Genomic DNA, 14108 nt, shown 5'->3' on the forward strand with positions numbered 1-14108 from the left:
TGTTTCAGAATGTGACGAAGGCCGTGCCGCCCCGTTCGCGGGTTATTTCACCGCGCCGGCCGTCAGACCGCCGACGATGTACTTCTGCAAGAAGAGGAACAGCACGACGACGGGCGCGGCCGCGATGATCGCGCCGGCGCTGAAGGCGCTCCAGTCGGCGTAGCGCGGATTCGACACGAGCTTCGTGAGGCCGACGGCGAGCGTCTGCGCGTCGGTGTCGATGAGGATCACCGAGGCGACGACGTACTCGTTCACCGACGAGATGAAGCTCAGCAGCGCGACGACCGCGAGGATCGGCGTGACGAGCGGCAACACGATCGTGAAGAACACGCGCGCGTGACCGGCGCCGTCGATGCGGGCGGCCTCGTCGATCGACTGCGGGATCGTGTTGAAGAACCCATACATAAGGTACGTGTTCACGCCGAGCGCTCCGCCGAGGTAGACGAGGATCAGGCCGATGCGGGTGTTGAGCCCAATCGCCGGGAACCAGTCGCCGATCGCCGACAGCAGCAGGAAGATCGCGACGACCGCGAGCAGCTGCGGGAACATCTGCACGATGACGATCGAGATCAGGCCGACGCGGCGGCCCGCGAAGCGCATGCGCGAGAAGGCATACGCCGCGAGGGCGCCCAGGAACACCGTGAGGATCGCGGTGATGCCGGAGATCAGCAGCGTGTTACCGAACCAGGCGAGGAACGGCGCCTGCGGGTTGTTCAGGATCCGCTCGAAGCTGTCGAGACCGATCTTCGAGAACAGGGCGTTGGATCCGGTGAGGGTGCCGTTGGGGTTGAGCGCGCTCGAGATGACGAACACGATGGGGAACATCGTGACGATGAGGACGAGCACGCCGACGACGTGCCGCCAACCGGTGTCGCGGAACCACTTCTTGGTGTTCATCAGTTGAGCTCCTCGAGCGACTTGGTGCGGCGGAAGGCGATGATCGAGATCAGCGCCACGATGACGAAGATGATGATCGTGTAGGCGCTCGCGAGGCCGTAGTCACGGGTCTGGCCCGTGAAGGCGATCTTGTAGACCATCGAAATCAGGATGTCGGTGTGACCCACCGGGATGGGCGCCGACGAGTCGCGCGGGCCACCGTTCGTGAGCATGTAGACGACGTTGAAGTTGTTGAAGTTGAACGCGAACGACGAGATAAGCAGCGGCGCGATCGAGACGAGCAGGAGCGGCAGCTTGATGCGACGGAAGGTCTGCCACGCGTTCGCGCCGTCGACCGTCGCGGCCTCCTGCAGCTCGTCCGGGATCGACTGCAGCGCGCCCGTGCACACGAGGAACATGTACGGGAAGCCGAGCCAAATGTTGACGATCAGCACCGACGCCTTCGCGAGCCACGGATCCGTGAGCCACGGGATCGAGGCGCCACCGAGCAGCACCTGGTTAATGAATCCGAAACTCTCGTTCATCATGCCGGCCCACACAAGCGCCGAGAGGAACGAGGGGATCGCGTAGGGCAGGATCAGCAGCGAGCGGTAGATCTTCTTGCCGCGCATGCGCTTGTGGTTGAACGTGATCGCGAGGAACAGGCCGATCGCGAACGTGAGCGCGACGGTCAGGAACGCGAACGCAAAGGTCCACAGCGTGACGTAGATGAGGGGCTTCGCGAGGCGGTCGTCGGTGACGGCGCGCACGAAGTTGTCGACGCCGACGGCGACCTTCCAACCGGGCAGGATCTCGGTGCCGTCGTCGGCGGTGAAGGCGCCCGTGCCGATGTCGTGGTAGACGACGCCGGTCGCGGTGTCGGTGAGGGTGTCGCCCTCGTAGTCGAGCGTCGACGTGTAGCGGTAGGCGCTGGATCCGTCGGGCGTCGAGATGCGGCCGTCGTTGGGGTCGTCGCTGAACGCGACGCTGAGGTCGGTGACCTCGTTCTGGCGGGCGAGCACGTCGGCGAACTGCAGCGAGGTCCAGCCGTCGGCCGAAATCGCCTTGTCGCCGTCGAAGCTCGCGTTCACGGCCGAGAGCGGATCCTCTTCCGTGCCGACGAGCGCATCGCCGTCGGGCGTGGTGACGAGGAGACCCAGCACGCCGTCGGATTCGACGACCGTGACGGGGTAGGCGGGCGAATCGGGCACGCGCTCAAGCGAGGAGTTGAGGAGGGCGGCGACCGCCTGATCCTTGGATCCGTTGTGCCCGGTGCCGTAGTTCGTGAAGCCGATGTAGCCCGTGTAGAGCAGCACGAAAATCTGGAACACCGCGAGGAAGATCACGCCGGGCGCGAGGTACTTCGCGGGGAGGGCTCGCCGCGAGAAGTAGATCCAGTTGACGAGAATCGCGACCGCAGCCACGATCGCGAGCACGCCCCACTCGGCGAAGCTCGCCAGCACGATCACGGCGTACACCGCGATGGCGTCGACGATGCCGAGCAGGATCAGCTTGGAGATCAGGCCGAGCAGGCTCCCGCCCGCCTGGTCGGCGATGCCGCGCGCGCGTTCCTGCCTACGCGCACGACGCGGATCCGTCGAGATCCGTTCGGTCTCGGTACTTCTCACGGTGTTCCTCTCGTGAGGGTCGCCAGAAAATGTCGGTTGCGCGCGCGCAACCCGACATTTTCTGGCGACCCAATTAGTCGGTGGGGCCGATCAGCCGATCGCCGACTGCACGTCGGCTGCCAGCTTGTTCCAGCGCTCGGTCGGGTCGGCGCCGTTGATGATCTCGGCCTCGGCGATACCCCAGTACTCCCAGACGGCACCCATGGCGGGGATCGCGGGCATCGGGACGGCGTCCTCACCGACGGCGGCGAAGCCACCGATGATCGGATCCGCGGAGGCGGTCTCGGCGGCGGCCGAGAGGGCGGGGAGCACGTTGCCCGAGTTGAACAGGTCGAGCTGCGCGTCTTCGGTGCCGAGGAAGTTCACGAGGAAGTCGGTCGCGGCGACCTTGTTCTCCGACTCGGACGAGAGGAAGAAGCCCTTGACACCCGCGAACGGCGAGGCGATCTCACCGGTGGGGCTCGGGACGGGGTCGATCGCGACGTCGATGCCGGCGTCGACCGCGGCGCCGACGTTCCAGGGGCCGGTCAGCCAGAAGGCCGCGTCGCCGTCGAGGAACGCCTGCTTGGCGATGTCACCGTCGATGTCGGTGTTGAGGTTGCCCTCGGCGCCCTGCTCGCCGAGCCACGCGGCGAACTCGAGGCCGCCGTCGTTGCCGATCTGCAGGTCGGTCGCGTCGTAGCCGGCGTCGTTCACGCCGAAGACGGGAGCACCGAACGCGGTCTGGAACGGGTAGAGGTGGTAGGGGTTACCTTCCACGCCCTGCTCGACCACGAAGGGGTGGTCGAGGCCCGCGTCCTTGCCGGCCTGGATCATGTCGTCGTAGGTCGCGGGGGCGTCCGGGACAAGCGCGGTGTTGCGCAGCACGGCGATGTTCTCGACCGCGTAGGGGAGCATGTAGACGGTGCCGTCGTAGGTCGCGGCGTTGATGGCCACGTCCATGTAGTTGGCGGCCGAGTCGCCGAGCTCGAGCGGGGCGACGACGCCGTTGGTCGTGAGCTCGCCCAGCCAGTCGTGCGCACCCATCGTGATGTCGGGGCCCTCGCCCGTCGGCACCTGCTGGATGAAGTCGTCCTTGATGTCGCCGGTGTCCTTACCGACGATCTCGACGGAAACGCCCGTCTTCGCCTCGTAGGCGTCCGCGGCACCCTGCAGCGCATCGACGCGCTCCGAGTCGACCCACACCGTGAGGCTCGTCGTCGACGCCTCCTGCGAGGCAGACGGCTCCGCGGAATTCTCGGCAGGCTTTTCGGCCGTCGAGCTCGAGCAACCAGCGAGGCCCAGAGCGGCCACGAGGCTGATGGCCGCGATGGCGCGGCTCGGCTTGTTCACCGTCATCGGTGTGCCCTTTCGTTCTGCCGGCGACATCGCCGGGTTATGCAAACGCTTCCATTTAGGTTCCCGCCGGATGAACCGTAGATGTACGGCGATCCCGACGGGTATTACATGACCAGAATGCACCCTGCGCCGAGAAATTGCAAACGTTTCCAATTTTGGGTCGCGAGCCGTATGCTGTCCCCCATGACCAACGAATGGTGGCGCTCCGCCGTGATCTATCAGATCTATCCGCGCTCATTCGCCGACGCATCCGGTGATGGCGTCGGCGACCTCGCGGGGATCACCAACCGACTGGACAGCCTCGCGCACCTCGGCGTCGACGTCGTGTGGCTCTCCCCCTTCATGACAAGCCCGCAGAAGGACGCGGGCTACGACGTCGCGGACTACCGCGACGTGGATCCGCTCTTCGGCACGCTCGAAGACTTCGACGCCATGCTGAACCGCGCTCACGAGCTGGGGCTGAAGGTCATCGCCGACCTCGTCCCCAACCACTCGTCGGATCAGCACCCCTGGTTCCAGGAGGCCCTCGCGGCCGCTCCCGGATCCGTCGAGCGCGCCCGTTACATGTTCCGCGAGGGCCGAGGCGAGACGGGCGAGCTGCCCCCGAACAACTGGGAGTCGATCTTCGGCGGCCCGGCATGGACTCGCGTGCCTGACGGCCAGTGGTACCTGCACCTCTTCGACTCGTCGCAGCCCGACTTCGACTGGTCGAACGAGGAGGTCCGCGAGGAGTTCCGCGGGATCCTGCGCTTCTGGCTCGACCGCGGTGTCGACGGCTTCCGCGTCGACGTGGCGCACGGCCTCGTCAAGGCCGAGGGCCTGCCCGACTACACCCCGCCGGCTGACGCCGACTCCATGGGCGGCGCCGAGCCGGTGCCCTATTGGGGCCAGGACGGCGTGCACGAGATCTACCGCGACTGGCACAAGGTGCTCGCCGAGTACGAGGGCGACCGCGTGCTCTGCGGCGAGGCCTGGATGCCGACCGTCGCCGAGATTGCGAACTGGGTGCGCCCCGACGAGATGCACCAGTCGTTCAACTTCCCCTACCTGTCGAGCGATTGGGACGCCGCAGAGCTGCGCACCGTCATCGACGAGTCGATCGAGGCGTTCGGATCCGTCGGCGCCCCCTCGACGTGGGTCCTCTCGAACCACGACGTCATCCGCCACGCGACCCGCCTGAGTCTCGACGAGGGCACCCCGCAGGGCCACGGCATCGGGCCGAAGACGCCGAACCTGCCGGACGAGGCGGCCGGCCTCGGCCGCGCCCGCGCGGCGACGACGCTCATGCTCGCGCTCCCCGGATCCGCCTACGTCTACCAGGGCGAGGAACTCGGCCTGCCCGAGGCGATCGACATCCCCGACGAGGCGCGCCAGGATCCGACCTGGTTCCGCACGAACGGCGAGCGCTACGGCCGCGACGGCTGCCGTGTGCCGCTGCCCTGGTCGGTCGACGGCGACTCGTTCGGCTTCAGCGAGACGGGCGCCTCGTGGCTGCCGCAGCCGGCATCGTGGGCGTCGTATGCCCGCGACGCGCAGGACGGCGTCGAGGGATCCACCCTCGAGCTTTACCGCTCGCTGCTCGCGTTGCGCAAGGAGCACGCCCTCGGCACCGGATCCGTGTCGTGGTTGCCGTCCGAGGACGGCGTCCTCGCGCTGCGCAACGGCGACGTCACGATCATCGCCAACGTGTCGGGCGAGCCGGTCGCGCTGCCCGAGGGTCGGATCCTCGCCGCCTCCGGCGAGCTCGACGGCGGCCTCGTGCCCGCCGACACCACCGTCTGGCTCGGCTGACCGGCCGCGCCGCCCCGTACACAACGACGCAAATTTTGCGGGTGGCTTCCGCCCGAGGCCCGGAATTCCGGGGCCTCGGGCAGACCCCCCTGCACGATTTTGCGTCTTTGTGTACGGGCGCCTAGTGAGAGGATGTAGGGCGTGAACATCGCCGAGGTTGCCCGAGCCGCCGGGGTGTCGAACGCGACCGTTTCGCGCGCCCTCTCGGGCCGCGGATCCGTCTCGCCCGCCACCCGCGAGCGCGTGCTTGCGGCCGCCGACGAGCTCGGTTACGTCGTCTCGCAGGCCGCGTCGACGCTGTCGAGCGGGCGCACCCGCAACGTCGGCATCGTCATCCCGTTCCTCGACCGGTGGTTCTTCACCCAGGTTCTCGCGGGCGCCCAGCGCCGGCTCATGGACTCGGGCTACGACGTCACCCTCTACAACCTCGAGGGAGATGGATCCGAGCGCCGCACCGTCTTCGACGATTTCTTGTTGCGCCAGCGCGTCGATGCCGTGATCGCGGTCTCGCTCGAGCTCGAAGAGAACGAGGTGTCGCGCCTGCACGAGCTGGGCAAGCCGCTCGTCGGCGTCGGCGGACCGATCCCCGGCGTGCGCACCCTGCAGATCGACGACGACGCGGCGGCCCGCCTCGCGACCGAGCACCTCATCTCGCTCGGCCACACCTCACTCGCCCATATCGGCGGCGACGAGGCGAGCGACGCCGACTTCCACATGCCGATCAAGCGTCGCCGGGGTTTCTCGGCCGCGCTCGAGGCCGCGGGGCTCGAGCCCGCGGGCTTCATCGGCGCCGACTTCACACTCGCGGGCGGGTACCGCGCCGCGAAGCAGCTCCTCGGATCTCCGAACCGCCCCACCGCGATCTTCGCCTCGAGCGACGAGATGGCCTTCGGCGCGATCCTCGCGGCGCGCGACCTCGGGCTGCTGGTTCCGCACGACGTTTCGATCGTCGGGATCGACGGACACGAGCAGGCCGAGTTCTTCGGCCTGTCGACCGTCGCGCAATACCCGCGCCGCCAGGGCGCGCACGCGGCCGAGGTGCTGCTGGCCGAGCTCACCGGATCCGAGGCCCCCTCCCCCGAGGTCCCGTTCGAGCTCGTCACGCGCGCGTCGACGGCGCGGCCGCGGCCCGCCTAACTCTGCAATTCTCCGCGCGGTCATCTGCGATTCGCAGATGACCGCGCGGAGAATTGATGATTTGGTGGGCGTGTCCCTACACGCGCTCGAGGATCGCGCGGAGCTCCGGATCCTGCTCGGCCTCGACCGCCTCGGCGCGGGCCTCCGCAAGGATCTCCGGGATCGACACGCGCTGGCCGGTCTCGGCCGAGCGCGTCGCCGCGAACACCATCGCGAGGCTGTGCACGTTCTCCGCCGCGGTGTTCTGCGGCCTCTCGCCGCTGCGCAGGCTCGCGACGAACTCGCGCAGGGATCCGGCGATCTCCTCGGGGACGTCGGTGTCGACGGACACGGGTTCCGGATCCGCCCCCGTGCGCGTGAGGGTCACGTCGCGTTCGCCGTTCCACCGGACGGTGCCGTTCTCGCCGTCGGCGATCCACTCGCCGTTCCACGAGGTCTCCTCGCCGCGGGCGATCCAGCTGCCCGTGAACACGTAACGCGCGCCGCCTTCGAATTCGAAGATCGCGTGGGCGTCGGCCGCGCCGGCGTACCAGCTCCACTCGGGGTTGGCTTCCTTGCAATACACGGCCAGCGGATCCGTGCCGATGAGCGAGCGGGCCGCGTCGAATTGGTGGATGGCCATGTCGACGAGCAGCACGTGATCCATCTCCTCGCGGAATCCCCCGAAGTGCGGGCCCTTCGCGAAGCGCGTCGAGACGCGCGAGACCGGCCCGATCTCGGGCAGGCTCGCGCGAGCTGCGTCGAGCGCCGCGTAGTAGCGCCGCGACTGGCTGATCATGAGCAGCTGGCCGTGCTTCTCGGCGACGGCGGCCTGCTTGTAGGCCTGCGCGAGCGTCGGCGCCGCCGGCTTCTCGCACAGCACCGGGAGCCCCGCGTCGAGCGCCTCGAGGTTCACGGGCAGGTGCGCGACAGGAACCGTCACGTTCACGACGGCGTCGGCGCCCGTCTCGGCCGCGATCGCGGCGGCGGAGGTTCCGAGCGCGACCTCTCCCGGGATCCCTTCCTCGGCGAGCGCGCGCCGCGCCGTGTCGAGATCGAGGTCGACGAGGCCGACGAGCTCTACCAGCGGATCCGCCGTGATCGCGCGCAACCACGCGCGGCCCATGCCGCCCGCGCCGACCTGCACGATCTTCAGCGGGCGGCCGCTATCGACAGTGGCAAAAGCGGTCAATTGTCCATCGCTCCCGTGTAGCCGTGGCCGTTGTAGAAGTCTTCCGGTTCGTAGCGGAGGAGGACCGGATCCGTGCGCTCGGGGCGCACCGTCTTCGCCCACTCGACGCCGTTGGAGATCACGCGACGGACCTCCTTCTGGTGGTAGACCGGGTAGTCCTGGTCGCCGGGGCTGAAGAAGAAGATCTTGCCGTAGCCGCGGCGGTAGGTCATGCCACTGCGGAACACCTCGCCGCCCGAGAAGGTCGAGAGGAAGACGAGCTCGTCGGGCGCGGGCACGTCGAAGAACTCGCCATACATCTCCTGCGCCGGGATGATGAACGGATGCGGCACGCCCTGCGCGATCGGGTGGGTCGGATCCACCGTCCACACGATCTCGCGATCGTTCTTCGACCGCCAGCGCAGCGTGCAGCTCGTGCCCATGAGCTTGCCGAAGATCTTCGACCAGTGCCCCGAGTGGAGGACGAGAAGTCCCATGCCCGCAAGCACGTGACGGTGCACGCGCTCGACGACCTCATCGGCGACGTCGGCGTGCGCCGCGTGCCCCCACCACACGAGCACGTCGGTGTTTCGGAGGACCTCTTCCGTGAGTCCGTGCTCCGGATCCTGCAGCGTCACGGTCGTGACCTCGACGCGCTCGCCGAGGTTCTCCTCGATGCCCTGCTTGATGGTGGTGTGCATGCCATCGGGGTAGATGTCGCGCACCTCCTGCTGCTCCTGCTCGTGGACGTTCTCGCCCCAGACGACGACGCGGATGGGATTCATGATGTGGCTCCTTGGCTATGAGGGTTTATTTGACGGATCCGCCCATGGCGCCGGCGGCGATGTACTTCTGCGCGATGAGCAGGAGGATGATCGCGGGCAGCGACGACAGGACGGCGGTTGCCATCACGGCGCTCCAGTTCGACACCTGGGTGCCGAGGTACTGGTAGATGCCGAGGGTGACGGGTCGGATGTCGCTCGTGGTGGTGAGCGTCAGCGCGAAGAGGAAGTCGCTCCACGCGAAGAGGAAGGCGAACAGGCCCGCGGTGATGAGGGCGTTCTTCGACACGGGCAGGGCGATCGACCAGAAGGTACGGACCTGGCCGGCGCCGTCGACGCGGGCCGCCTCGATGATCGAGGGGTGGATGTTCGCCATGAACGCCCGCATGACGATGATCGCGAACGGGATCGACTGCGATGCGTCGGCGATGATGAGGCCCACGTGGGTGTTGAGCAGGCCGAGATCGTTGTAGGCGGCGTAGAGCGCGTTCGCGATCACGATGCCCGGGATCATCTGGCCGATCAGGATGATCAGCAGCGCGATCGAGATCCAGCGATAGCGGAATTGCGCGAGCGCGTACGCCGCGGGCGCCGCGATCGCGAGGCACACGATGACCGCGCCGATCGAGATGACGAGGCTCGTGACGAGGTTCTTGCCCTGGTCTGCGAACGCCTTCTCGTATCCGGCCCAGCTGGGGTTCGTCGGGAAGATGCCCGCCGTCAGCGTGTTTCCGGACGGCTGGAGGGAGGCGTTGATCATCCAGTAGACCGGGAACAGCATGACCACGAGGATCACGATGCCGATCACGGCGTAGGCGATCTGCTTCGGCTTGAGGGCCCGGGCGCGCGATGCCGCGCCGGGGTTCACGGTGACAAGTGCTGTGGTAGTCATGGCCGGCCCCTTATTCGTCTACGGCCTTGCGCGTGCCGCGCAGGTAGATGACCGCGAACACGAGCGAGATGAGAATGAGGATGTTGCTGAAGGCCGCGCCGACGCCGAACTCGAAGTCGATGAACGAGGTCTGGTACGAGCGGATCGCGATCGTCTGCGTCGCGTTCGCGGGCCCGCCGCCCGTGAGGCCCAGGATCACGTCGAGCACCTTCAGCGTGTAGACGACGCCGAGCACGAGCGTGACGCTGATGACGGCGCGCAGGTTCGGCAGCGTGATGTGCCAGAAGGCCTTCCAGCCGGTCGCGCCGTCGAGCGACGCGGCCTCGTAGAGCTCCTCCGGGATGTCCTGGAGTCCGCCGTAGAGCAGCGTCACGTTGAACGGGATGCCGACCCAGATGTTGACGACGATGACCGCGATGAGGGCAACGTCGGGGCTCGTGAGCCACGGCACCGCGTCGATGCCGAAGACGCCGAGGAAGCGGTTCAGGATCCCGCTGTCCTGGTCGAGGATCGAGCGCCAGGTCGCGCTCGCGACGATGAGCGGAAGCAGCCACGGCAGCAGGAGCAGCGCGCGCATGACGCTCGAGAGCGGGAACTTCTTCTGGAAGAACAGCGCGAGCGCGAGGCCGATCACGAACTGGCCGAGGAGGGATCCGGCCGTGAAGAGCGCCGTGTTGAGGAGCGACGGCCCGAAGAGGTTGCTCGTGATCGCGGTCACGTAGTTCTCGATGCCGACCCACGGGGCCTCGCCCGTGAAGAAGGTCTTCGTCGTGTAGTCCTGGAAGCTCATCGTCAGGTTCTTGACGATGGGGTACCCGAAGAACAGCAGCACGTAGATGGCTGCGGGGACGACGAACATGAACTTCACGGCGTCGTCGCGACGGATCCGGCGCCGCGCGCGGAGGGGTGTTGCGGTTGTCATGGTGCTCCTTTGCACCGTGGCCCGGCCATGCGGCCGGGCCACGAGCGGTTGGCGTTAGCCCTGTGCGGCCTTCGCGAAGGCCTCGTCGGCCGGCGTGCCGGTGATGCCGAGCTGGATCGCGTTGTAGATCACGGTCGCGGCGTCGGGCCAGTCGGCGCCGAGCTTGCCGGTGCGGGCGCGGGCCGTCTTGATCTGCTCACCGAAGGCGGCCATCTCGGGCACCTCGGAGATGTACTGGTCGATGATGTCGGTGCGCGTCGGCACGAGGTAGCGCGCCTTCGCGATCGCCATCTCGCTGTCCTCGCTCGACATGCACTCGACGAACTCGGCGGCCTTCGCCTTGGTCGCGTCGTTGCCGGTCTCGGGCACCGTCCAGATCTCGCCGCCGAGGGGCGCGACCGAGTCTTCGCCCGCCTTGTTGACCGGGATCTCGACCGAGGCCCACTCGAAGTCGGCGTCGGTCAGCGACGGGATCTGCCAGGGGCCGTTGACCATCATCGCGGCCTTGCCGGCCATGAACTGATCCTTCACGTCGCCCTGCGTCCAGTTCACGGCGCCCTGCGACACGGATCCGTCGTTAATGAGGTCGACCCACAGCTGCAGCGCCTCGGCGTTCTCGGGGCTGTCGAGCTCGGTCTCGTCGCCGCCGTTCGACCACATAAACGGCAGGAACTGCCACGTGCCCTCGTAGTTCGCGATCGCCGAGAAGGCGAGGCCGTAGCGGTCGCCCTCGGTCAGGGCCGCGGCGGCCTCCTTCAGCTCGTCCCACGTGGTGGGCGGCTCGATGCCCTTCTCGGCCAGCAGGTCGGCGTTGTAGAACAGGCCGAGCGTGTTGACGGCGGGGCCGAGGCCGTAGACCTCCCCCTCGTAGGTCGCGGCGTCGATGATCGCCTGCGTGAACGGCGACGTGTCAACGTCGAACTCGCTGAGCGGGGCGAGGCCGCCGGTCGCCGCGATCTCCTGCACGTCGGGGTTGTCGAGCATCAGCACGTCGGGCATCGTTTTCGACTGCGCGCGCTGTAGCACGGTCTGGATGAGGTCAGCACCCGGCACCGTCTCGCGGTCGATCGTGACCCCGACCTGCTCGGCGCAGGAGTCGAGGGCCGTCTGCATGAGCGTCTTGTCGGGCTCGTTGTTGTAGTAGTCGAGCACCGTGAGGGTGCTGGCGTCGCCGTCGCTGCCGCCGTCGCCGTTTCCGCCGCCGCCCGAGCAACCGCTCAGGGCGAGGGCGCCGACCGCGAAGGTCGCGGCCGTGATGAGGATACGGTTCTTGTGCATGATGTACTCCTTTGTCTTCATGCTGTGTGGAGTGTTGCGCGAGATGGTTAAGCGCTTAAACTCGGGTACACCATGACACATAATGGGAGTGCGTGTCAACAGACCTGACGCGAAATACGGGGGAGGTGCCGCATGGCGACGATGCGGGATGTGGCCGAGCACGCGGGGGTCTCGATCGCGACCGTCTCGTTCGTGGTCAACGGCACGAAACACGTCACGGACGGCACGCGGGAGCGCGTCGAGACGGCGATGCGCGATCTCGGTTTCCGCCGGAATCCGGTCGGCGCCGCCCTCGCCAAGGGGCGCACGAGCATCATCGCCCTGCTCTTCCCGACCCTCGAGCGCACCCTGTCGCACACCGCCGTCGAGTTCTTCACGAGCGCCGCGCGCCGCGCGCGCGAGCGCGGCTACGACCTCATCCTGTGGCCCATCGGAAGCGACGTCGAGCACATCGACGTGCTCGCCCGCGGCGGCCTCGTCGACGGCGTGATTCTCATGGAGGTGAAGCTCGCGGATCCGCGCGTTTCGGCGCTCGCGACGAACAACGTGCCGTTCGCGATGATCGGCCGCACGGCGGATCCGTCGGGGCTTCCCTACGTCGACATCGACATGGCGACGTCGGCGCGCGAGGCGTACGAGCACCTCGCCGCGCTCGGGCACCGCAACATCGCCTACATCTACAGCGAGGGCGTCAAGTACGACCACGGGGCCGACGCCCGTGCCCGAAGCGCGTACCGCGAGGTCGCGGCGGCGCACGGCGACCCCGCGACGCTGATCCCCTGCCTCGAGCACCCGACGGCGGGGCGCGAGCTCGGGGCGCGCTTCGCCGCCGATCACCCCGACGCGACCGCCGTGATCCTGCTCAACGAGCACGCCGCGCCGGGGTTCCTGACGGGGCTCGCGCACGCCGGGGTGCGGGTGCCGGAGGACCTCAGCGTGCTCTCGCTCGGATCGAGCGATTACATGGCCGCAATGACGGATCCACCCATGAGCTACATGCGCACCCCCGGCCCCGAGCTGGGGCGGCTGGGCGCCGACGCGATTCTGCAGCGGCTGACCGAGCCCGAGGATCCGCCGCTGCAGGAGCTCCTGCCGTGCGAGTACGTGCCCGGGGCGACGATGGCGGCCCCGCGGGCCTAACAACTCTGCAATTCTCCGCGCGCTCATCTGCGAATCGCAGATGAGCGCGCGGAGAATTGCAGGTGTGGGGGAAGATTGAGGAATTGTGGCGGGGCCTGAGGAGAAGAACAGCGTGAAGCGCGTGGGGATCCGCGATGTTGCCGCGGCGGCGGGAGTATCGATCAGCACGGTGTCGAATGCGCTCAACCGCCCCGACATGGTCAGCGACGAGCTCGCGAATCGCGTGCGCCAGGCCGCGGACGAGCTCGGCTACGTGCCTCTCCGCGCCGCGCAACAGCTGCGCCAGGGCCGCAGCGGCCTCATCGGCATGACGGTCATCAACATCGCGAACCCGTTCTTCGCGGATCTCGTCGCCGGCGCCGAGTCGGCCGTCGCGCGCGGCGGGCGGCGCGTGCTCGTCGGCAACACCAACGACGAGCTCGTGAAGGAGCGCGACCACCTCGAGCTCTTCGAGTCGGTGCACGTCGACGGCATGCTCGTGAGCCCGTTCGGCGGCCCCGAGGCGTGGATCCAGCGCCTGCGCGACAGCAAGATCCCGACGGTGTTCGTGGACGCGATCGACGACGCGGGCGAGTTCTCGTCGGTGTCGTTCAACGACGTCGCGGGCGGCCGGCTCGCGGCCGAGCACCTGCTCTCGCTCGGCCGCACGCGCCTCGCGTTCGTGGGCGCGCGCGCCGAGGTGCGGCAGATCCGCGACCGCCTGCTCGGAACCGAGGAGGCGGTCGACGCGCACGGCGGTGCGAGCCTCGAGCGCATCTGGACCGACCGCGTGAACTCCGACATCGGCCGCGCCTTCGGCCAACAGCTCGCCGACCGCGCGCCGCAGAACCGCCCGAACGGGCTCGTCGTCCCGAACGACCACCTCGCGATCGGCATCGTGTCGTCGCTCGTTTCGCGCGGGATCCGGGTGCCGGAGGACATCGCCATCGTCGGCTACGACGACATCGAGTTCGCGGCGATCGCGGCCGTGCCGCTGACGTCGGTGCGCCAGCCGGCGCGCGAGATGGGCCACCGCGCCGCCGAGCTGCTGCTCGCGCGCATCGCGGGAGACGCGACCGAGGTCGAAAACATCGTCTACGAGCCGACGCTCTCGGTGCGCGAGTCAACGATCGGCCGCTCCCCCGCCTAAGGGTCGCCACAAATCGTCGCCTCGCACCACCGTGGGGCGACGATT

General features: G+C 68.0%; 12 protein-coding genes. 4 read left to right on the top strand and 8 right to left on the bottom strand.

What is annotated here, in order from left to right; genetic code table 11:
• Positions 1–42: 42 nt before the first annotated feature.
• From DTO57_RS10960 to DTO57_RS10970, 3 genes are all read right to left on the bottom strand, one after another.
• On the bottom strand, positions 43–897 hold the full coding sequence (locus tag DTO57_RS10960) for a sugar ABC transporter permease (protein WP_114118268.1): 855 nt from the start codon (positions 895–897) through the stop codon (positions 43–45).
• Entirely contained in the window at positions 897–2504 is a 1608-nt protein-coding gene (locus tag DTO57_RS10965) for an ABC transporter permease subunit (protein ID WP_229730399.1), read from the bottom strand. The genes DTO57_RS10960 and DTO57_RS10965 overlap by 1 nt, the downstream gene beginning before the upstream one ends.
• Before the next feature lie 90 nt (positions 2505–2594).
• Entirely contained in the window at positions 2595–3842 is a 1248-nt protein-coding gene (locus DTO57_RS10970; RefSeq protein ID WP_114118269.1) for a sugar ABC transporter substrate-binding protein, read from the bottom strand.
• A 183-nt stretch (positions 3843–4025) separates the two neighbouring features.
• On the opposite strand from DTO57_RS10970, the gene DTO57_RS10975 reads away from it, so the two are divergent.
• Both DTO57_RS10975 and DTO57_RS10980 read left to right on the top strand, forming a co-directional pair.
• A complete protein-coding gene (locus tag DTO57_RS10975; RefSeq protein ID WP_229730400.1) occupies positions 4026–5633 on the top strand; it encodes a glycoside hydrolase family 13 protein in 1608 nt (535 codons plus the stop codon).
• A 141-nt stretch (positions 5634–5774) separates the two neighbouring features.
• On the top strand, positions 5775–6770 hold the full coding sequence (locus tag DTO57_RS10980) for a LacI family DNA-binding transcriptional regulator (protein ID WP_187346618.1): 996 nt from the start codon (positions 5775–5777) through the stop codon (positions 6768–6770).
• Positions 6771–6846: 76 nt separating this feature from the next.
• Here the strand turns inward: DTO57_RS10980 and DTO57_RS10985 are convergent, their stop codons facing one another.
• From DTO57_RS10985 to DTO57_RS11005, 5 genes are read right to left on the bottom strand one after another with little or no spacing between them, the layout of a single operon-like run.
• Complete coding sequence (locus tag DTO57_RS10985; protein ID WP_229730401.1) at positions 6847–7941, bottom strand: Gfo/Idh/MocA family protein; 1095 nt, start codon at positions 7939–7941, stop codon at positions 6847–6849.
• On the bottom strand, positions 7938–8705 hold the full coding sequence (locus tag DTO57_RS10990) for a ThuA domain-containing protein (RefSeq protein ID WP_114118270.1): 768 nt from the start codon (positions 8703–8705) through the stop codon (positions 7938–7940). Before DTO57_RS10990 ends, DTO57_RS10985 begins: the two co-directional genes overlap by 4 nt.
• A gap of 25 nt (positions 8706–8730) precedes the next feature.
• Complete coding sequence (locus DTO57_RS10995) at positions 8731–9594, bottom strand: carbohydrate ABC transporter permease (RefSeq protein ID WP_114118271.1); 864 nt, start codon at positions 9592–9594, stop codon at positions 8731–8733.
• A 10-nt stretch (positions 9595–9604) separates the two neighbouring features.
• Complete coding sequence (locus DTO57_RS11000; protein ID WP_114118272.1) at positions 9605–10516, bottom strand: carbohydrate ABC transporter permease; 912 nt, start codon at positions 10514–10516, stop codon at positions 9605–9607.
• Between the two features lie 54 nt (positions 10517–10570).
• A complete protein-coding gene (locus DTO57_RS11005) occupies positions 10571–11794 on the bottom strand; it encodes a sugar ABC transporter substrate-binding protein (protein WP_114118376.1) in 1224 nt (407 codons plus the stop codon).
• A gap of 132 nt (positions 11795–11926) precedes the next feature.
• On the opposite strand from DTO57_RS11005, the gene DTO57_RS11010 reads away from it, so the two are divergent.
• Positions 11927–12934, top strand: coding sequence for a LacI family DNA-binding transcriptional regulator (locus DTO57_RS11010; RefSeq protein WP_114118273.1), 1008 nt, complete (start codon positions 11927–11929; stop codon positions 12932–12934).
• Positions 12935–13019: 85 nt separating this feature from the next.
• The gene (locus tag DTO57_RS11015) at positions 13020–14063 is read left to right on the top strand and encodes a LacI family DNA-binding transcriptional regulator (protein WP_229730402.1); all 1044 of its coding nucleotides are present in this window, start codon (positions 13020–13022) and stop codon (positions 14061–14063) included.
• Positions 14064–14108 lie beyond the last annotated feature (45 nt).

Origin of the sequence: Microbacterium sorbitolivorans (genome assembly GCF_003327285.1) — a bacterium.
GTDB classification, from domain to species: Bacteria; Actinomycetota; Actinomycetes; order Actinomycetales; family Microbacteriaceae; genus Microbacterium; species Microbacterium sorbitolivorans.